We start from the raw sequence: 20,133 nt of genomic DNA, 5'->3' as shown, positions 1-20,133 counted from the left end.
TTAATTCCTTACGCTGCGTTACCAACAACACGAGAAGCGGGTGTGATACCACATTCGCGTTCAGCTTCTTCCGCAACCAGACCAATCCCCTGCTTCTCGAGAATATTGCGAATGTTCTCGGCTTGCGTGCTAAGGATGTTGTGCGCCAGCAGCAGTGGCATGGCAGCTACCAAGCCAAGCACAGTAGTCACCAGTGCCATCGAGATACCGCCCGCCATCACTTTTGGATCGCCGTTACCAAACTGAGTGATCACCTGGAAAGTCTCAATCATCCCGGTCACCGTACCGAGCAGACCCAGCATAGGGGCCAGTGCAGCCAGCAGTTTCAGCATCGACAAGCCTTTTTCCAGACCCGTTTGTTCATCCACGACCGCTTCAAGCAGACGCAGTTCCAGTGCTTCAACGCTACGATTCTGCTCTTTGTTGTACACAGAGAGAATACGACCCAGCGGGTTATTACCCGGTTGATTTGGTGTTTTCAGCTGCGCTTGAATTTTCTGACGTGCAATCGCCAGCACGATGCCGCGATAAACGCCGATAATCAGGCCAACGGCCAGCAGCACCAGAATGATCTTACCAATCACGCCACCTGCTTCCAGACGCTGTTGCAGTGTCGGAGCTTGAGCCAATTGCTCCAGCAGCGTGCCACGTGATGGATCCAGTACCACAGCAGCCGTGTCACCCTGTTCGATAGACGCTAGAGAAGACGATGTCGGGCCATTGTCTGGTTGCTTTTGATACGCGATGGCGTCTTTACGCGCGTTGTTCCAGTTGACGTAACCTTGCTCAGTCACCAGGCCCAGCGCACCAATGCGGGTCGCGGAAGTTGTTTGTGTGCGACCTTCACCGTCAATAAACGCAATATCGTGCGTGCTGATTTCGCCGCTGGCGTGGATTTGCTCATCCATCGCATGCCACAGACCAATCAACTGTTTCATCGAAGGTAAAGATTTTGCCGCGACGATGTCATCGATGACCGATGCGTATTGCTGACGGTCAACACCCGTGACGGAGTTTTCCAGCTCCGCACGAATCTCTTTCGCATTTTGACGTACTACGCCAAAAATTTCGCCCAAACTGCCAGTTTCTAAACGCAGTTTTTCTTCCAGACGCGCCAGACTGTTTTCGTTTTTGCTGAACTGAGCAGAGAGCTTGTCCGCTTCGGCTTGCAAAGCGTTACGTTTGGCAACCAGCGCGGCTTTTTCTGCTTTCAGTTCTTGTTCTGTTTTTTTGAAATCCGCTTCGCGCTTCACGTTGTGCGTCTGCTCTGTGCGGTTTTCAGTTTTTGCTTGTTGAACGAGATTCGTTGCTGCCAAGGTTGGCGCAGTCAGAATCAAGCTCAGCCCCATCACAGAGACAAGTTTATTCAATGTCATCATTTTGCCTCCGCTTTAGTCAGGGATACAGGAAGAGTCAGGAGTGTTGGTGCAATCTGTTGGTTTGCCAGATTAAAGGCAGTATCCAGATCTGCCTTGTTGCCGCTCTCTACAGACAGCCATTGCTGCTGCTTTTGATCCCAAGACCAGTACTTGGTCGCATTCAGGTTACGAGCAATCAATGCTACTCGGCCTAAATACAGGATATCCGCCTCTACAGCGTCATTATCCGCCAGTTGGATTTTGTCCTGATAGATGCCCAGTTTCGAACCGTAGTCCATTTCAATTTGATACGCTTCAAGGATACGACGGTATTTCTCGGCATCGCTGACATCAGCGCGTGGCATCAGCGCTTTAAGTTTCTCAATACGATCTTCACGAGCGGTCAGACGAATCGGTTTATCCTGACTCAGATTGGTTTGCAGTCCATCAATCATCTGGTACATCAGCGGCACAATGCCCTGGCGAGTCTGGTTGATTTCGACGATTTGCTGTTGAAGACTGGAGATCTCGCTTTCCTGACTGACCACCAGTGACGCCAGGTGATCTCGGTACACGGCAAGGTTTTTGACCTCTTCGCTCAGTTGTTCAATCTCAGATTGCAGCTCCATCGCGGCGGCCGAGCTTTTATCGATCGTGCGCTGACTAGAAGCAGAGGCTGCATTAGTTTGGGTCTGAATGGCTTTCGCATCGTCCAGTGTATTGGCATAAGCTGGAAGCATGGTCGCTGCTGAAAGCAGTACAAGGCTAGGTTTTAAAAGGTTCATCATCGTAATCATTTACCGCGTGAGAATGCGAATATGTTATTGATAAAAGCTCTCATTATCAACTAAGTTTGCCATTCTAGCCGCTTTTCTTGCTGGCGACAATCGTGGGGTGAAGAATGATCGCATAAGCTCGGTGTTACGTATGCCCTTTCGTCTTGATAAAAAGGATAGTGTTATGAAATTGTTGAAGTTTAATGTGTTTGTCTTGTTGGCAATGTTGCTGGGCGGCTGTACCGGAATACCGGAGAAAGTGACGCCCGTAGGCAGTTTTGAGCTCAATCGTTATTTAGGGACCTGGTACGAAATCGCTCGGCTTGACCACAGTTTCGAACGCGGTTTGAACCAAATCAGCGCCACCTATTCACTCAATGACGACGGCAGCGTCAAGGTCATCAATCGGGGCTGGAATGAAGAGGCACAGCAATGGCAGGAAGCGGAAGGCAAAGCCAAATTTGTCGAATCACCGGATATCGCTCACTTAAAAGTGTCGTTCTTTGGCCCGTTTTATGGCAGCTACGTGGTGTTTGATTTGAAAGATGATTACTCACTGGCGCTAGTCAGCGGCTACAACACCGACTATCTGTGGCTGCTGTCACGCACACCGACCATTGCCGATAGTGAGTTGCAAGCCGTCATCAAAAAAGCGCAGGCGGCGGGCTTTGATACCTCAAAGCTGATTTTTCCGTTCCAGAAAGCCAAATAACCATATTGATTTCATCACACTTTTGGCTTTCAGTTTGGTCACCCGCCAGTGTGTGGCCGGGCGAACGGGTGTGGTGTCAATCAGATGTTGATACGCCGCTTCATCAAAGGGAATGTCTTTACCATGAGCGAGCAATAATGTGTTAGGTGCAAGGTCCAGTACGCGCTTGACGGAGAGGCGATACTGATTCGGATAGAAGATGGGAAAAGGAGAAATCAGCCGTTTCTTCACTTCCACAATCAAATCTGCCACATACAAGATACCCTGCTGGGGATGGTAAACCGATAAATCGCGATCGGTATGCCCCGGCGTTTCCAGCACCTGCCAATCTTCAAACCCCGGAATCACGTCTCCGTCACACAAACGAATGTCTGCTCGCAGCTTGCGGGCGAACCACAAACGGCGCTTCGGGCAGCGCAAGCGGTTTGCTATCCAGTGCGCTAACGCTAAATCGGTCAGGTACATTAACACGCCATCCCAGCCCTGATACCAATGGTTCGTTTTGTTAGCAGAAACGATTTTGCACCCGGTCAGTTCGCGCAGCTTATGCGCACCACCGGCATGATCCGGATGCATGTGGGTAACGACCACCGCTTTTAAGTCGCGGAATGGGCGCTCAAGTGTCTTTTCAATGAATGCCTGAATCACGGGCACATCGGCACGGCTGGCACCATCAAGCAACAGCAGTTTATCCGGGTATTCGGCGAGATAGATGTTTTGGATATAACCTTTAAGAGTATGTAATTTCACGCGTTTCCTTCGCTGGTCTGTCCACTCCTTGGATTAAACTAAGCATAGCATTACCGGCGGCTCTGGCACGTAAAAAACGAAAACGGGCGAGTAAAAACACTCGCCCGATCAAATTAGTAGCTAAATCCTGTCGATTTGGCGACGTTTATCATGTTTTCCCGCAAGTTATCTGCGATTGATTTCAGGGTCTGCATTTCATCATCGGTAAACGGATGAATCAGGATTTTTTCCACCCCGTTGCGCCCAACCACGGCTGGCAAACTCAGCACCACATCTTTCAGACCATACTCTCCGCGTAGCAGAGTACCGACTGGCAGCACCGAATGTTCGTTGATGGTCACCGCCTGAATAATACGAAATACACTGGCTGCGATACCGTGCGTGGTGTTGTTTTTACGTTTGAAAATTTCATAGCCCGCCTGTTTGACTGACTCAAGCAGCTCATCGGCGTCAATCCGGTCAAGATGGTTCGCATCGCAGTAATAGTCTGCGGCTTGTCCGGCGATACTGATTAAACTTTTGGGCGTAAAACAGTGGCTACCGTGTTCACCCAGTACATAGCCAAACACATTTTTCGGATCGAGATTGACGCGTTGGGCAACGATGGTCATCAAACGCGCGGTATCCACCACGCAACCTGCCGAGATCACCCGGCCCGGACTGTAACCGGTGTTGGCGACAATGCTGTGCGTGACAATGTCACAGGGGTTGGTCACCACAATCAGTACCGCTTTAGGTGCCACGCGTTCGATTTTCTTGGCGATATCAACGCCAATTTTGCTATTGATTTCAGCCAGATCCATCCTTGACTGGCCTTGCTGAATTTGCGCGCCAGCGGTGATTACCACAATATCTGCGCCGATCAGCTCCAGATAATCATCCGTGGGTACGATGCGGGTATTTTTAGAAAACGTCAGCGCCGCCGTATGGCGAAAATCGAACACTTCGCCTTCTGCGCGAGCAACATCCCGGTCCAACAAAATCAGTTCACTGACGCTGCCTAAGGTCAACAGGTAGTTACAGATCCCTACCCCAACAGCACCTGCACCTATCACACCTATTTTCATTTTCTTTCCCTGATAAAAACGACAATAACTTCAACTGATGTTACTAATGTTAGCAATCTTTGTTCCAATTTTATTTTGTATTTTTCTCATAATCTGGCGTTTTGGACTGAGATATTGCGCTTTGTTAGGTCATTTGAATGATCACTTGCGCCATAACTGTGCAATTGTCCGATGAACCACAGAATGTGATTTTGCTCAATCGATCCATAAATCTTTCATAAGAATGAAATTTAACGTCCACGGATGTGAAACATTTTTTCGCCACCATAGCGTCAAACGAAACAAGAACAGTCTCGTTCGAAACTCAACAAGGGAAAACACAATGAACAAGCTATGGTTAGCGGGTCTGCTGTCAGCAACCTTTTCAGGATCAAGTTTAGCGGCAACAGAAATTACCTGGTGGCACGCCATGGGTGGTCAGCTAGGCGAAACCGTGAACAAGATTGCGTCAGATTTCAACGCGTCACAGAACGACTACAAAATCACTCCCGTTTATAAAGGTGAGTACACCGAAACATTGACGGCCGGTATCGCGGCATTTCGTGCGGGTCAGTCGCCAAACATTCTTCAGGTGTTTGATGCCGGTGCAGCAACCATCATGAACGCGCCGGGTGTGGCAAAACCTGTACAAGACATCATGATCGATGCGGGCTATTCGTTTAACTCCAAAGATTATCTGGCAGGTGTGCGTAACTTTTATGCCGACAACAACGGCAAAATGGTGGGCATGCCATTCAACTCTTCAACGCCCGTGTTGTACTACAACAAAGACATTCTGAACAAAGTGGATGGCGAAGCGCCAAAAACGTATGAGCAGCTTGAAGCACTGGCGGCAAAGCTGAAATCCAAAGGTTACGTGGCATTTTCTCAATCACACACACCTTGGATCATGTTTGAGAACTTCAAATCTCGCCATGATTTGCCCCTCTCTGACCACAAGAACGGCTATGAATCACTCTCTTCTAAGCTGATGTTCAACACCAAAGACATGGTGATGCATTTCAAGAAACTCAAAGAGTGGTCGGACAAAGGTTACTTCAAGTACTACGGCAGTAACTGGGATGCAAACCAGACGCCATTTGAACGTCAGGAAGTGGCGATGTGGATGGGCTCTTCGGGTTCCTTCGGCGGCCTGCGTAACCGCGTGAAGTTTAACTTGGGCACGACGTACCTGCCTTACTGGCAATCTCTGAACGCCAAAGGCACACACACGTTCATCGGCGGTGCGGCGCTGTTTGCACTTAATGGTCATCCTAAAGCGGAAGACAAAGCGGTCGCGGCCTTCTTTGCTTACCTGACCCGCCCGGAAGTACAAATGTACTGGCACGAAACCACAGGTTACGTTCCCGTCACTAACGCCGCCTATGACATGACCAAAGCGTCAGGTTACTACACCAAGCAACCGGATGCGGAAGTGGGCGTGAAACAGCTGAGCCTGGCATCGGGTGAATGGACCAAAGGTTACCGCCTGGGTTACTACCCGCAGATTCGTGAAGTGATGCACCGTGAATTCGATAACATTTTCGCAGGCCGCTCTTCGGTTGAAGAGAGCCTGAACAAAGTCGAAGACGAAAGTGAAAAACTGCTGAATCGCTTTGCACGCACCGTGCAATAACGCGCTCGCCTGCTTACCTGAGTAAGCAGGCTTTCTTTTTGATGCTGTTTTCGCTTGCGCGAAAAGTAGCTAACCCAACCCCAAGATTAAGTGAAGATTATCGCTTCACAGAATGTCGCCGGGGTTAAGAATTACTGGAAAGAGTCGTGGAACGTCGACAACAATTTTTTCACTCACCACTGCCTTATTTTTTGCTGGCGCCTCAAATCGTGATCATCGCGATCTTCTTCGTTTATCCAGCCGCTAAGGCAGTTTATCTCTCATTCATGCTGGAAGATCCGTGGGGCATGTCCTCCACGTTCGTCTGGTTTGAAAACTACCAGATGCTGTTTCAGTCGAGCGACTACCTGGAATCACTCGGTTTCACCGTGCTGTTTTCGGTACTGGTCTCGTTTCTGTCGCTGGCCATTGCGCTGTTGCTGGCCGTCAAAGCCGACAATGTGATTCATGGCCAAGGCCCGTACAAAGTGACGCTAACCTGGGTTTACGCCGTTGCCCCAGCCATAGCGGGCATCATTGGCGGGTTTCTGTTTAACCCACACATCGGTGTGCTGACCGATTTCTTCGCCAAAGTAGGTTGGAAGTTCAGCGTTCAAACTGACCCGTTCGATGCCACTTTTGCATTGATTTTGGTTTCAGTATGGAAACAGGTCGCGGTCAACTTCGTCTATTTTCTCGCCGGATTGCAGTCGATTTCTTACGCGGTCAAAGAAGCGGCCACACTCGATTGTGTCAGCGACAGCAAACGCTTCTGGACGATTACGTTTCCGCTGCTGGCACCAACGGGCTTTTTCCTGTTGGTGATCAACCTGACGTACGCCTTCTTCGATACGTTTGGCGTGATTGACACCATGACCAACGGCGGCCCGGGCGGCACCACCACCTCGCTGGTGTACAAAGTATATCGCGACGGTTTTGTCGGTGCTGATTTGGGCGGCAGTTCGGCGCAATCAGTCGTGCTTCTGCTGCTGGTGCTCGGCCTGACATTTATTCAGTTCCGCTTCGTTGAAAAGCGCGTGCACTACTGATTGGCGCGATGTTTAAGGAATGACTATGAAAAGCAATAAACTGTCGGATCACGTGATCCTGATTGCCGGCGCACTGTTTATGCTGGCGCCGATTTGGCTGATTTTCGCCAGTTCGACCCACAATCCGAACACCATCATCAGTGAAGGTCTGCAATGGAGCATCGGTGACAACCTGTCTGCCGTGTACGACGAAGCGTGGAATAAGAGCCTCGGTTTTGCCGGTAACGTCACCGCCAGCACCATGATTTTTAACTCGATGGTGATGGGGCTTGGCTTTGCGATTGGCAAAATCATCATCTCCATGATGGCGGCGTTCGCGCTGGTTTACTTCCGTTTGCCGTATGCCAGCGCGTGGTTCTGGCTGATTTTCGTCACGCTGCTGCTGCCGCTGGAAGTACGCATCATCCCCTCTTATGAAGTGGTGTCCGGCCTTGGCATGCTCAACAGTTACACCGGATTAATTCTGCCGCTGATTGCGTCGGCAACCGCGACCTTCTTCTTTCGCCAGTTTTTTAAAACCATTCCTGACGAATTGCTGGAGGCAGCGCAACTCGATAACGCCGGACCGATTCGATTCTTCATCGATATTCTGTTTCCGCTCTCTAAAACCATGATGGCCGCGATTTTTATCATCATGTTTGTCGTCGGCTGGAACCAATATTTATGGCCCATCATGATGACCACCGATGAACACTACAACACCATCGTGATGGGCATTAAACAGATTCTGAACAACATTAATGAGACCAACCTTCCCCGCTATGACTACGCCTTCGCCATGGTCATTCTTGCGATGCTGCCGCCCGTATTGGTGGTGGTGGTGTTCCAGCGTTGGTTTGTGAAAGGACTTGTCGAAAGTGAAAAATAATTCCGTTATGCATTTAGTACACAGCGCAGCGCGCAAGGAGCAGGACAACGTGATGCTCGATATCAAACAACTGGTAAAAACTTACGAAAACGGCCACCGCGCAGTCAAAGGGGTCGACTTGTCGATTCAACAAGGTGAATTCATTGTGCTGGTTGGTCCGTCAGGCTGTGGCAAGTCGTCTATTCTGCGCTCCATCGCGGGGTTGGAGTCGATCAGCAGCGGCGAAATTCATTTGGGCGGCCGTCGTGTCGATAATGAGAAACCCGCCAAGCGCGACATCGCCATGGTGTTTCAGAACTACGCACTCTACCCGCACATGAGCGTGTACGATAACCTGGCGTACGGGCTGAAAAACCGCGGCGTGGATAAGAAAACCATCGATGAGAAAATTCGCAAAGTCGCCAAAACCCTCAAAATTGATGAATACCTAGATCGCAAACCATCGAAACTTTCGGGCGGTCAGCGCCAGCGTGTGGCCATGGGCCGTGCGATTGTGCGCGATCCGCAGCTGTTTCTGTTCGATGAACCGCTCTCTAACCTCGATGCGGCACTACGTGCGCACATGCGTCTGGAGATTAAAAAGCTGCAACGTGAACTGGGCGTGACCAGCGTGTATGTGACCCACGATCAGGTTGAAGCGATGACGCTGGCCGATCGCATCGTGGTGCTTAAACTGGGTGAAATTGAACAGGTTGGCACGCCCGCAGAAGTGTATCACCAGCCGGCCAGTACGTTTGTTGCCAGCTTTATCGGCAGCCCGGCGATGAACTTTCTGCCTGCGTCGCTGAAAAACGGTCGCCTGCATGTCGCCGGACAACAGTTTTACCTGCCCGAGTACGACGGTTTGAACGCCGAATCGATCACGCTGGGCATTCGTCCTGAGCACGCAAAACTCAATTGCAGCGAAGAAACACTGTGCTTTGAACTCGATATTAACGTCGTCGAACCGCTGGGCCCAAACCAACTGGTGCATGGCCGCATCATTGGTCTGGACAGCGACAGTGATTTCATCGCAGTGACACCGGAAATGGCGCTGCAGGTCCACGATCCGCTCACACTGTCAGTGACACCAGAAAACCTGCATCTGTTTGACGAACATGGCAAGCGCCTCTGCCCGGTTTCTCTGGCTCAACGCGCGATTGCGTAAGGATACGTGTGAGTTTATCTACCCGACAAAAACAGATTCTGGAGTATTTGCAACAGGCGCACGGCGTGCTGTCCAGCGCGCTGTTGTCCGAACGCTTTGATGTTTCGGTGCAAACCATTCGCAAAGACATGAACGACTTGAGCGACAAAGGTATGGTGCGCCGTGTGCACGGTGGTATTTCGCTCCCCAGTGCCAACGACAACCTCTCCTTCACCAACCGGGAGCTGATCAATCTCTCCGCGAAGCAGAAAATCGCACAACGTGTGGTGGAACAGTTACCGGAAGGCAGCAGCGTTTTCCTTGGCATCGGCACCACGCCAAAACACGTGGCGCAAGCGCTGCTGGATCACCCGGGGCTGACCGTGGTAACCAACAACATCAACGCCGCATTGACCTTAAGCCGCAACCCCAACATTGCCATTCATCTTGCGGGTGGCGCGGTTCGCCCGTCGGATGAAGATACGGTGGGCGAATCCACCACCAACTTCTATCGCCAGTTCAACATCAAGATCGGTATTTTCGGTGTGGGCGGTCTGAACGATAAAGGGCAACTGTTGGATTTCACTCCGGAAGAAGCCAATCTGACCCGTGCCATTATCGAACAGAGCGAACAATGCTGGTTAGTTGCAGACAAAACCAAATTGGGGCGCTATGCTCCGGTGGTCAGCGGTAAACTGTCTGAAATGCAACGACTCTTTGTCGATTTCGCCACTCCCGAGATGACACAATTGTGTCAGAATCATCAAGTCGACATGTTAGTGGCGTAGTTCGCCATTCTCAAAGCTTAAGGAAGCGTTATGTCTCCGATTATTGTGGGTCACCGAGGCGTGGCCGGAACTTTCCCGGAAAATACCCGAGTCAGCGTACAGGCTGCGATCGATATGGGCCTCAAGTGGGTCGAAATCGATGTTCAGCCAACCAAAGATAATGTGCTGATCGTTTGTCACGATCACACCATCAACCGTTGCAGTAATGGCAAAGGCCGCGTCGATGCCTACACGTTGGAAGAACTGCGCGAATTTGACTTCGGCGGCTGGTTTAACGCCAAGTTCAGCGGCGAACCCATCATGACGCTGCAAGAACTGCTCGAACTGGCGGCAGCAAGCGATCTGGGTTTGAACATTGAAGTGAAAGTCGACAAGCACGATGTGGCGCAAGTGGCGTCGCAACTCAAAGCGCAACTGGATCAAAGCCCGTTGGCGCAAGAGAAGATTCTGCTGTCGAGTTTCAGTCATGACATCATTCGCGAGCTCCACCAGCACTGCCCAGGTTATAAACTCGGCGTGCTCAGCGAGCGATTGTCTGCCAAAGACAAAGCGGTGCTGAAAGAAGTGAATGCATTCAGTGCCAACTTAAATTACCGCTGGTTGACGGAAAAACACGTGCAAACCTTGCGTCAAGACGGCTATCAAATCTGGTGTTACACAGTCAATGATGGCGACAAGTTTCCCTTGCTCAACCAAGTGGATGCCATTTTCTCCGACTGGCCAAGCCGCTTTATCTAATCCACACAAAAACGCCCGCGATATGCGGGCGTTTTTTACAACGATCATCACTGAGCAGGCGCTGGTGACTTACGCAAACAGTGCTTTGTCGACCTTAATCACCATTTTGCGCACGGGCATCGGCTCATCTTCGGTCGCAATCAGCGGGCGGTGTGGTTGCCCTGGGTAAAACACGATGAATTCGCCGGCTTGAATCGAGACGAACAACTCGTCGTTTAGCTGTTCACTGAACGCCAAATCACGCTCATCTAACATGTCTTCGTCCAGCCCGTTGAATGGCGTCAGACTGTAGCCAAAGGTTTCGCGCCCCTCTAGCAGGACTTGCACATCCAGATAGCGGCGGTGACATTCAGATTTACGCTTAGCCAGCAATTGTGTGTGATCGTTCATGATGAAGAAGAACGCATTGTCACCGTCGAGATCGTGTCGGCCTGTCGCCATTGGCGCTCCGTGCATTTCCGCTTCGTTGAGCTGAGCCAACGCTTGGCTAATCAGAGGAAGCAGTTTAGGCGATAAACATTGCGCAAATTCAAGTTGTGAAGTCTTACCAATAAACACAAGTGTGATCCTTTATTTGTCTTTTCTGCTACCTATATTACTCTCATATTGGGCTCGAGAAAGTGATATTTGAAACATTGTTTCAAATAAAAGAGTTCAAACAAGGACTGGTAGAATCTGTTTGTCGGAATGAGTTGCATAGAATCGCCGCCTTTCTCGCGATGCGCCTCTATTAATACATGGAAAATCAATATGATTACTATTAGCTCGCTGTGGATTTGGATCCCTTTGATGCTCGCTGTTCTTCCTGCGCTTTTCAAACAACGCAATGCAACGTTAACCTTATTGGCTGTGGCGCTTGGCGGAGCCTGGATGGTCGATAAACTGACGACGCTCGCGTTAGCCATCAGTGTTGCCGGACTCGGATTGGGTTACGCTATCCCTAAGTTATCAGGTTATGTGAAAAACCTGGCTTGGACACTGTTGCTGCTATGGTGCGTGGCGTTGATGGTTCACGCCCTGCCCGGCTTTGGTAATACCAAGGTACTAGATACTGTACTGACCGGGCCGATGAGCACGCCATTTTCGCTCTATCTCAATATCGACAAACCCTTGGTGTTTTTTGCCCTGTGGCTGGCTTTTCCGTCTTTGCTGGGTACGCAGGCGCCGCCTCATTGGCGTAATACGCTGTTTGTTCTGCCACCGCTGCTCGGGTTGTTGTTGCTCGCTTGGTTTTTAGGCGCTCTGAAACCCGAGTTTTCGCTACCGGACTGGTTGTGGCTGTTTGCGCTCAACAACCTGCTGCTCACTTGCATAGTGGAAGAAGCCCTGTTTCGAGGCTTAATTCAACAAACGCTGACGCGTGTCGGCGGCGCAATCTTTGGTATCGCCACCGCTAGCGTTCTATTTGGCTTAGCTCATTTATCCGGCGGCATTTTGTTGGTGGTATTTGCTGCGCTGGCAGGCCTGGGTTATGGTTTGGCGTTTCATTTCAGTGGCCGGTTATGGGTAGCGGTGGCTTTCCACTTTCTGTTCAATCTCACTCACCTTGTTTTCTTTACTTACCCGGTTTTGGCGCGCTAACGAAAACGCCCTTGGTTTATCACCAAGGGCGTTGATGTTTACTCTGAATCACGCGATCGTTTTCTGCGATGGCGCAACAACCAAGCCACCACCCCACCGAATGCGATCAAGGCAAACGCCTGTATCTCATAATGTTTGATATCGCCGATGATGATTTCCAGCGTATTGCCAAACAAATAACCAAGCACCCCAACGGTTATCGCCCAAAACGCGGCGCCGATGACATTAAAAATCAGAAAACGCAGCGGCGGTACTTTACTCGCCCCAATTAAAAATGGCGTGACGGTGCGCAGACCGTAGAGAAAGCGAAACCCGAGGATCAATAAGATCTGGTGCTTATCCAGCAATTCGAATACGCGCCGGGATTTTTCCTCCCAATGCGGCCGCTTGGCTAACGCCTGTTTGCCCTTGATACGACCAATATAGTAATAGAGTTGGTCGCCAAATAAGGTGCCAGCAAACGCGCATGCAATAACCCACGGCAATTCGAGATAACTGCGATGCGCCGCAAAGCCGCCCAAAACCAGAATGGTTTCCCCTTCAAAAAAGGTACCGACAGCAATGGCCAAATAGCCGTAATCCGCAATCAATTGTTCTAAAGACATACTCTGCTTGCCGCTCCCTTTTTTTACTCAGCGTTAGCTTAATAGCACTTAATCATAGTGGCGTTCAATATCAAAACGTTCCATTAATTTAAATGCCATTTTCTTTACCAGATTGGGCAAGTAATAGGTGTGAACTTTTGCGTCGATAACGGTTACACCTTCGCAATACGATAAGGTGTGTATGCCATCGACGTATGGTTCAACGGCATGAATTTCATTGAAGACAGATTCTGCGTACTGAGTCGGCGTGAGCGTGTTAATCTGCATCACCAGCAAGCTCTTGCCATACGCACCATCGCAGTTCTGACCTAGCCGATAGTACTGATTGTCAAGTGACACAATCGCACCGCCATTGCGTCCACCGCAAATGTTGCGGCATATCGGTGATTGTGGATGTTCGTGATAGGGGCCAGCAAACTCTTCGGCGACTAACAATCTCTGCGTGAACGGATCGCGGGCGCCGGAAGTGAACAGATACCAATGCCCTTCATATTCGACTAATGATGTGTCGACATAGTCACCATCACTTAATAACGCCTGATGCCAAAGGAATTGTTCGCTTTCCCGGTCAAACCGATAAAGCGCGACTTCGTGGCGATCACTGGTTTCGGGAATGGCGTAGTATTCACCGCCATGTTCTACGATTAACGGATACGATTTGTGGCCGCCCAATGCATTGATGGCCTCAAAAAATGGGTATTCTCTCCCCGCTAAATCGAAGCATTTGAGTTTGCCTTTACCGCGCAGGTAATCAAAGACTTCACACGCGAGGTAGAGTTGATCATCGAGAGTAAATAAGAATGGATCAGCAACAAAGTCGTAACGATGGCAGTTAAACCACTCGATATTGGTTGGCTGAACGCCAGAGTTCAGTATCTCACTGAGGCTCTGATGCACTATCCCTATGCGCCATTTTTCCAGTTCAAACAGTTTGCTGTGCAGCGTTTTAATGGCAGTAAGCACATCTAAATCCCCATAATGATGGTCAGATGGCGCATGGCCACCTGACACATAGTGCGTTCATTATGGGATTCGTATCATCCTAATGCAACTAAACCCTTATTCATGAATGGTTATTTCTGAGCCAAGCTTAGAGTTAAGGCATCATTGCGCGTCAGGCTGATTCTCCGGTTCCGCTTTGATGAATCCGGGTATCGCACGTAAGGATTGGGTGATGCGTTGAATTTGTGGATACGGCGTCATATCCACGCTGAAACGTTCGGCGTTGTATACCTGCGGCACCAAACACACATCCGCCAACGACAGTTCATCGCCGACACAAAACGCCCCGGCGCGCGTGTTGAGTTTCTCTTCAAACGCGGCAAACCCGACCTGAACCCAGTGACGATACCATTCGGCTTTTTGCTCATCATTCACAGCAAGTTCGTTGCTCAGATACTGCAAGACACGCAGGTTGTTGATGGGATGAATGTCCATCGCAATATCATGCGCCAGCGACAACACCTGATATTTCTTGTGGCCACTTCTCGGGATCAACGGCATTTGTGGATACACATCATCCAAGTATTCGATGATGGCCAGAGATTGTGACAATGTCACACCATCATCAACCAAGGTCGGCACTAACTCACTGGGGTTTAACTGATGGTAGGCGGCGCTGTGCTGCTCGCCGACCTCTTTGACCAGATGCACCGGACAGTGTGTATATTCGAGTCCTTTGAGATTGAGTGCAATACGAACCCGATACGCCGCTGATGATCGCCAGTAGCCGTAGAGTTTACGTTCACCCATGAATCACCTGCTTGGGCGGCAAATATTGCACCACGCGCTGCTCAATGCTGCCAAAGATACTTTGACCGTCGCTATCAAGCATGTCGAGTTTGATGGTGTCACCAAACTTCATAAACTGCGTTGCCGGCTGACCATCGCGTATGGTCTCGATCATGCGCACTTCCGCAATGCAGGAATAACCAACGCCCCCTTCAGCAATCGAGGTGCCAAAATCGGTGCCTTGCTTATTCGACACCGTGCCCGAACCAATGATCGCGCCAGCGCCTAACGGGCGGGTTTTCGCCGCGTGTGCGACTAACTGTGGAAATTCAAACGTCATGTCCACCCCCGCATTCGGGCAGCCAAACGGCTCGCCGTTATAGGTCGACAGCAGCGGCAGCGTCACCTTGCCACCATCCCAGTGTTCGCCCAGCTCATCGGGTGTAACAGCCACTGGCGAAAACGCCGAAGACGGTTTGGATTGGAAAAAGCCGAACCCTTTGGCCAGTTCGCCGGGAATCAGGCCGCGCAATGACACGTCATTGACCAACATAATCAGACGAATGGCGTGCGCCGCTTGTTCCGCATCTGCGCCCATCGGCACATCGTCGGTGATCACCGCCACCTCACCTTCAAAATCGATGCCCCACGCTTCACTTTCCATCAAGATATCGTCTTTAGGGCCGAGGAAGGTATCCGAGCCACCCTGATACATCAGCGGATCAGTCCAGAAGCTTGGCGGCATTTCTGCGCCGCGCGCTTTACGCACCAACTCCACGTGATTAACGTATGCAGAACCGTCGGCCCATTGATACGCGCGTGGTAAGGGTGATTCGCACAGCGTCGGGTCAAAATCCATTTCGTTATACAGTTCACCATCATTCAGCGCCTGGTACACTTCATCCAGCATCGGCTCCGTTATGCTCCAGTTATCCAGCGCTTGCTGCAGGTTTTCAGCAACATCCGGTACTGCGATGCATTTGGTTAAATCGCGGCTGACGACCACAAGCAGCCCGTCACGGGTATGATTTTTCAGCGTCGCTAACTTCATTGTCTGTCCTTATTCTTTGACTTCTTTCCAACTGTAGACGTACTCGCGGTTTTCCACCTTTTGCGCCGCTTCACCAAACTGTAATGCATGACGAGTATCGATCATCACGGCCACTTCATCGGTGAATTTTTTCTTATATTCCATTCCGGCTTTAAACGCTTTCGGATGCGGGCCGTGGGTAAAGCCGGCTGGGTGGAAAGTCACCATACCCGCTTCGATATTGTCACGGCTGAAGAAATCACCAGCGTGGTAGAACAGCACTTCATCGTAATCATCGTTGTTGTGGTAGAACGGCACTTTGAGCGCGCCCGGGTCGCTTTCAATCGGGCGCGGCACAAACGTACACACCACAAAACCGGCACCGACAAACGTCGTGTGCGCAGACGGCGGTAAATGGTAGCGATGCGACATCAACGGGCGAATGTCGCGCCAGTTGAGTTTGACCACCGCCAAATCACCATGCCAGCCAATCGCATCCAAGGGGTTAAACGGATAGGTAATCACACTCACCTGTTCATGGCGTTTGACCTGAACCTGTGTTTGCTGCTCGGAATACTGCGCTTTGAACGCGTCATTGATGCTTGGCACTTCCAACACGGCAGGATCAAACACCGCGTGATTGCCGACAATGCCTTTTTCCGGCAGCGTATACGCCGCATCGGTGTTTTCAATCATCAATAGGAACAGCGGCTCTTGCGGTTCTAAACGCCAGTTGGTCGAGCGCGGGATCAACACGTAATCCCCTTCACTGATGCTCATGTGGCCGTAATCGCAGTACAAATCCGCTTTGCCCTGATGAACAAAAAGCAAGTCGTCGCCATCGGCGTTGCGCACCAAGCACTCCATCGGTTGCGCCAGCTTCCATACTCGAACCTTTACATCCTGGTTGTGCAGCAAGTGCGGCACAAACCAAGGCGAAAGCTGAGAGGCTTCGGCAACATGGTTGAAGTTAAACGCGCGTGGACGCAGTTCGCCCTCCCACTCGCTCCAACCCGTTGGGGCATGTTGATGATGGAAGTGTGCCGCCGGGCCGAAGAAACCGCTGCGGCCAGCCTCACGTTCATAAATTGCGTCACTCGGGAAATCGGCATGCGCCTGTTTAGAGCATACCCCTTCCCGGTGCGGGAAGGTCATCCACTTATGCATCGCTCAGTACTCCTCGACGAATCTGATCTTCTTCAATCGATTCAAACAGCGCTTTGAAGTTGCCTTCGCCAAAGCCTTCATTGCCTTTACGTTGAATGATTTCAAAGAACACCGGGCCAATCACGGTTTGGGTAAAGATTTGCAGCAGAATGCCGTCTTTCATCGGCGCGCCGTCAATCAGAATGCGCAACGCTTTGAGCTCATCGACATTCTCGCTATGCCCTTCAACGCGCGCATCGACTTTCTCATAGTAAGTATCCGGTGTCGGCATAAAGTCCATGCCACGTTCGCGTAGCGTGCGCACGGTTTGGTAGATGTTGTCGGTGCTCAGTGCAATGTGCTGTATGCCTTCGCCGTTGTATTCACGAATGAACTCTTCAATCTGTGATTTGTCGTCCGAGGATTCATTGATCGGAATACGGATTTTGCCACACGGCGCAGTCATTGCACGGCTTACCAGCCCGGTGAGTTTGCCTTCGATATCGAAGTAACGAATCTCACGGAAGTTACCGATGCGCTCATAAAAGCCAGACCAGATATCCATGTGGCCCTGTTTGACGTTGTGCGTCAGGTGGTCAATTTCCATCAGGCCAGCTTGCGCTTGTTGCATGCGCGCGGCGGCATCGTCATAGAAATGGAAATCGACATCGTAAATGCTGCGATCGCCGTAGCGGTCGACAAAGTACAACAAGCTTTCGCCAATGCCGTAAATCGCCGGAATACTGAGTTCCATTGGGCCGATTTCGGTTTTGTACTCTTCTGCGCCGTTGTTTAACGCATGTTTAAGCGCAGACGCGGCATCTTTGACACGAAAAGCCATGCCGCATACGGATGGGCCATGGACTTTGGCAAACGCTTCAGCCTGGCTGCGCGGCTGGGCATTGACGATAAAGTTGATGTCACCCTGACGATACAACCACGCCTCTTTAGAGCGATGTTTGGCAATCTCGGCAAACCCTAGCGAGGAAAACAGCTGTTTTAAGTCTTCAATACCTTTGGTACTTGCTGCCGTATATTCGACAAATTCAAAGCCATCTGTGCCCAGTGGGTTGATGTTGGCGCTCATGCTCTACTCCTTCAGTTCGATCATCACGTTCGTTGTTAAGTGTTTGTTATAAAACTGGATGATCGCGTCCCAAATTGGAATAGCCGCGCTAATAATTGCCTCTAATCTGTCGACCGGAATAGGTGTAACAAATTAATTACATTTCAGAATCGTCGATGGTTTTTGCTTCATTCGACTCGCTGTAACAACACAGAACACATCATTATTCATTGAAAAATAGAAAAAATTTAATTGCATTCGGCAAGCATCAATAATCAGAAGAAGAGGAGGAAACAGTATATAAATTCGTACAGGGTAATAATTATGTTACACGATTGTTGTTAATAGTTTTATCCCTACACAACGCTGACAGTGCAAATTTTGTGCAATTACTTTGCGGTATCCCTTCTTAATCTGAGGATGTTCACTTATACTGTGCAACTATTTGATTATTTGTATTACATCTGAGACAGAAACATTACTCACATTATGCTAAGACGACTTTCCAAACAGCAATTTCAGTGGATGAAGCGTGCTTTGGCAATTGTGTTATTGCCCTTACCCATCGTGATTTCTGCCGCGTACCGCGCAGGAATGGAAAATGTTGATAGTAATTTAACCAACATTGCCAATTCCTACGTGTCACGGATTGAAGTCATCATTAATGAACTCCGTAGCGAGAACGAAAAAGCGCTCTATAACCCACGCACATGTGACAAACTGCAGAGCGATTTGCTGTTTGAAAGTATCTTGCGTGAGATGTTGGTAGTGGAGAACAGCTCCATCATCTGCTCGTCCAAGCGCGGCGAGATCAGTAGCGACATCAGTCGCTACTATCCGGATGGCAACATCAAGCCCAATGTGGTGTTGTTCGATTTAGAAGGCGATCCCGAAAAGCGCACCTTGTTGGTGATTGATAACGATCATCGCAACTCCAAGCGTGGCGTGATCTCTGTAGTCGATAAGAACTACATCGCAGCTCGTCTCGGTTATCGAACCGATGATCGAATAGAAAAGCTGGCGTTTGAAATCAACCGCAGCGTTTATCCGTACGATGGCAGCCTTGAAAGCTCGAACCGCAGTGTTATTGAGCATTCAAAGCAATACGGCTTCACCCTGATGGTGGAAGCCAGTGATCATTATGTGTCTGATCGTCTGACGTTTTTTATTCTCGGCGCACTGCCCGTTTCAATCGCCGTGTCGATTTTGATTTCGATACTGCTGTTCTTTTTTAGCGGCCGCACCACGCTCGTGGATGATCTGCGCAGAGGTATGGAGCGACGCGAGTTGTTTATGACGTATCAGCCAGTTGTAAGAAGTCATCCATGTGAAATAAAAGGGTTTGAAGCGTTAGTGCGATGGGTAAACCCAAAGTTGGGCTTTGTGCGTCCGGATAACTTTATTCCAATCGCGGAAGAGTTTGGCTTGATCAACAAACTTACGAACTATGTGTTGGACTGCATTCTTCATGATTGGTCTAAAGCGAAGCTAACCGAACGTTATCAAATTGGCGTGAATATTCCCCCATCCTATTTGCTTGACCCGGCATGCGTAAACAAGCTCAAACAGTATGCTAAAGCGTTTGATGACATTAACTTGCAACTGATTGCGGAAATCACTGAACGTCAGTTGTTGGACAAACAAGGTCAAGAAGTCCTGCGCGAGCTGAGAGCAAATGGCATTATGGTGGCGATCGATGATTTTGGTACAGGCCGAACCGCACTGTCGGTACTACAAAACATCTCCTTTGATTTCCTTAAAATCGATAAGTGTTTTGTAGATACTATCGGTGTTGAATCGGTCAATGCTCCGGTTCTCAACGCTATCATCGACTTAGCTCATCAAATGAATGTTGAAATCGTCGCAGAGGGTGTCGAGACTCAAGCCCAATCTTGCTACTTGATGGAAAAAGGTGTCCAGTACCAACAGGGGTACTACTACGCTAAGCCACTTTCTTTTCGGGATGCGTTGGCAGAAATGAACGGTTGTTGCGACAATCATAACCCTGACGAATGCGAATGCATTCAATAAATTGTTACAAAGGCCAGCAACGATAGCTGGCCTTTTTTTTGAGTGCTTTATTGATTTAACTCAGCACACACAGTAACGAATCGTTGCATGGTAACGCCACTGTTCCCTACGAGGTAT

Annotated in this window: 20 protein-coding genes; 9 read left to right on the top strand and 11 right to left on the bottom strand. The window is 49.9% G+C overall.

Annotated elements, in window-relative coordinates:
• Nucleotides 1-8 precede the first annotated feature (8 nt).
• Both LGV68_RS03605 and LGV68_RS03600 read right to left on the bottom strand, forming a co-directional pair.
• The gene (locus tag LGV68_RS03605) at nt 9-1,349 is read right to left on the bottom strand and encodes a MotA/TolQ/ExbB proton channel family protein (protein WP_252536732.1); all 1,341 of its coding nucleotides are present in this window, start codon (nt 1,347-1,349) and stop codon (nt 9-11) included.
• Nucleotides 1,350-1,375: 26 nt separating this feature from the next.
• A complete protein-coding gene (locus tag LGV68_RS03600; RefSeq protein WP_172465290.1) occupies nt 1,376-2,143 on the bottom strand; it encodes a DUF3450 domain-containing protein in 768 nt (255 codons plus the stop codon).
• Nucleotides 2,144-2,318: 175 nt separating this feature from the next.
• On the opposite strand from LGV68_RS03600, the gene LGV68_RS03595 reads away from it, so the two are divergent.
• Nucleotides 2,319-2,846, top strand: a complete 528-nt coding sequence (locus tag LGV68_RS03595; protein ID WP_252536278.1) for a lipocalin family protein — start codon at nt 2,319-2,321, stop codon at nt 2,844-2,846.
• On the opposite strand, the gene LGV68_RS03590 is transcribed toward LGV68_RS03595, so the two are convergent.
• The gene (locus tag LGV68_RS03590; RefSeq protein ID WP_252536276.1) at nt 2,811-3,596 is read right to left on the bottom strand and encodes an MBL fold metallo-hydrolase; all 786 of its coding nucleotides are present in this window, start codon (nt 3,594-3,596) and stop codon (nt 2,811-2,813) included. The genes LGV68_RS03595 and LGV68_RS03590 overlap by 36 nt on opposite strands.
• A gap of 113 nt (nt 3,597-3,709) precedes the next feature.
• Nucleotides 3,710-4,663: a malate dehydrogenase gene (locus LGV68_RS03585; RefSeq protein ID WP_032081390.1), complete on the bottom strand. Its 954-nt coding sequence runs from the start codon at nt 4,661-4,663 to the stop codon at nt 3,710-3,712.
• A 322-nt stretch (nt 4,664-4,985) separates the two neighbouring features.
• Between LGV68_RS03585 and LGV68_RS03580 the strand changes: the two genes are divergently transcribed.
• From LGV68_RS03580 to LGV68_RS03555, 6 genes are all read left to right on the top strand, one after another.
• Entirely contained in the window at nt 4,986-6,278 is a 1,293-nt protein-coding gene (locus LGV68_RS03580) for an extracellular solute-binding protein (RefSeq protein WP_024374063.1), read from the top strand.
• Between the two features lie 146 nt (nt 6,279-6,424).
• Entirely contained in the window at nt 6,425-7,306 is an 882-nt protein-coding gene (locus tag LGV68_RS03575) for an ABC transporter permease subunit (RefSeq protein WP_020331013.1), read from the top strand.
• A gap of 25 nt (nt 7,307-7,331) precedes the next feature.
• Nucleotides 7,332-8,174, top strand: coding sequence for a sn-glycerol-3-phosphate ABC transporter permease UgpE (ugpE, locus tag LGV68_RS03570; RefSeq protein WP_020331012.1), 843 nt, complete (start codon nt 7,332-7,334; stop codon nt 8,172-8,174).
• Nucleotides 8,175-8,181: 7 nt separating this feature from the next.
• Nucleotides 8,182-9,321 (top strand): sn-glycerol-3-phosphate ABC transporter ATP-binding protein UgpC, encoded by a 1,140-nt coding sequence (ugpC, locus tag LGV68_RS03565; protein ID WP_354668684.1) that lies wholly within the window; start codon nt 8,182-8,184, stop codon nt 9,319-9,321.
• Between the two features lie 8 nt (nt 9,322-9,329).
• Nucleotides 9,330-10,088 (top strand): DeoR/GlpR family DNA-binding transcription regulator, encoded by a 759-nt coding sequence (locus LGV68_RS03560; protein ID WP_252536274.1) that lies wholly within the window; start codon nt 9,330-9,332, stop codon nt 10,086-10,088.
• 30 nt (nt 10,089-10,118) lie between these two features.
• Nucleotides 10,119-10,826 (top strand): glycerophosphoryl diester phosphodiesterase, encoded by a 708-nt coding sequence (locus LGV68_RS03555; RefSeq protein WP_055452778.1) that lies wholly within the window; start codon nt 10,119-10,121, stop codon nt 10,824-10,826.
• A 69-nt stretch (nt 10,827-10,895) separates the two neighbouring features.
• Here the strand turns inward: LGV68_RS03555 and LGV68_RS03550 are convergent, their stop codons facing one another.
• On the bottom strand, nt 10,896-11,384 hold the full coding sequence (locus LGV68_RS03550; protein ID WP_252536272.1) for a YhcH/YjgK/YiaL family protein: 489 nt from the start codon (nt 11,382-11,384) through the stop codon (nt 10,896-10,898).
• A gap of 192 nt (nt 11,385-11,576) precedes the next feature.
• Here LGV68_RS03550 and LGV68_RS03545 point away from each other — a divergent pair, with 192 nt between their 5' ends.
• Entirely contained in the window at nt 11,577-12,407 is an 831-nt protein-coding gene (locus LGV68_RS03545) for a CPBP family intramembrane glutamic endopeptidase (protein WP_252536270.1), read from the top strand.
• A 38-nt stretch (nt 12,408-12,445) separates the two neighbouring features.
• On the opposite strand, the gene LGV68_RS03540 is transcribed toward LGV68_RS03545, so the two are convergent.
• The 6 genes from LGV68_RS03540 to hppD all read right to left on the bottom strand — a co-directional run bounded on the left by LGV68_RS03540 (nt 12,446) and on the right by hppD (nt 18,006).
• Nucleotides 12,446-13,012, bottom strand: a complete 567-nt coding sequence (locus LGV68_RS03540; protein ID WP_020331005.1) for a DedA family protein — start codon at nt 13,010-13,012, stop codon at nt 12,446-12,448.
• A gap of 48 nt (nt 13,013-13,060) precedes the next feature.
• Nucleotides 13,061-13,975 (bottom strand): hypothetical protein, encoded by a 915-nt coding sequence (locus tag LGV68_RS03535; protein WP_203344477.1) that lies wholly within the window; start codon nt 13,973-13,975, stop codon nt 13,061-13,063.
• Between the two features lie 141 nt (nt 13,976-14,116).
• A complete protein-coding gene (maiA, locus tag LGV68_RS03530) occupies nt 14,117-14,764 on the bottom strand; it encodes a maleylacetoacetate isomerase (RefSeq protein ID WP_252536268.1) in 648 nt (215 codons plus the stop codon).
• Nucleotides 14,757-15,794, bottom strand: coding sequence for a fumarylacetoacetate hydrolase family protein (locus LGV68_RS03525; protein ID WP_020331002.1), 1,038 nt, complete (start codon nt 15,792-15,794; stop codon nt 14,757-14,759). Before LGV68_RS03525 ends, maiA begins: the two co-directional genes overlap by 8 nt.
• A gap of 9 nt (nt 15,795-15,803) precedes the next feature.
• A complete protein-coding gene (locus LGV68_RS03520) occupies nt 15,804-16,940 on the bottom strand; it encodes a homogentisate 1,2-dioxygenase (RefSeq protein ID WP_104966906.1) in 1,137 nt (378 codons plus the stop codon).
• Nucleotides 16,933-18,006, bottom strand: coding sequence for a 4-hydroxyphenylpyruvate dioxygenase (gene hppD, locus LGV68_RS03515; RefSeq protein ID WP_252536266.1), 1,074 nt, complete (start codon nt 18,004-18,006; stop codon nt 16,933-16,935). The genes LGV68_RS03520 and hppD overlap by 8 nt, the downstream gene beginning before the upstream one ends.
• Before the next feature lie 468 nt (nt 18,007-18,474).
• On the opposite strand from hppD, the gene LGV68_RS03510 reads away from it, so the two are divergent.
• Nucleotides 18,475-20,016, top strand: coding sequence for an EAL domain-containing protein (locus LGV68_RS03510; protein WP_158125036.1), 1,542 nt, complete (start codon nt 18,475-18,477; stop codon nt 20,014-20,016).
• Nucleotides 20,017-20,133: the final 117 nt, after the last annotated feature.

Source organism: Vibrio sp. LQ2, assembly GCF_023920125.1.
In the GTDB taxonomy this organism is placed as follows: domain Bacteria; phylum Pseudomonadota; class Gammaproteobacteria; order Enterobacterales; family Vibrionaceae; genus Vibrio; species Vibrio fluvialis.
The sequence above is the reverse complement of the archived record's forward strand: the minus strand, read 5'-3'. Positions and strand labels throughout refer to the sequence as shown.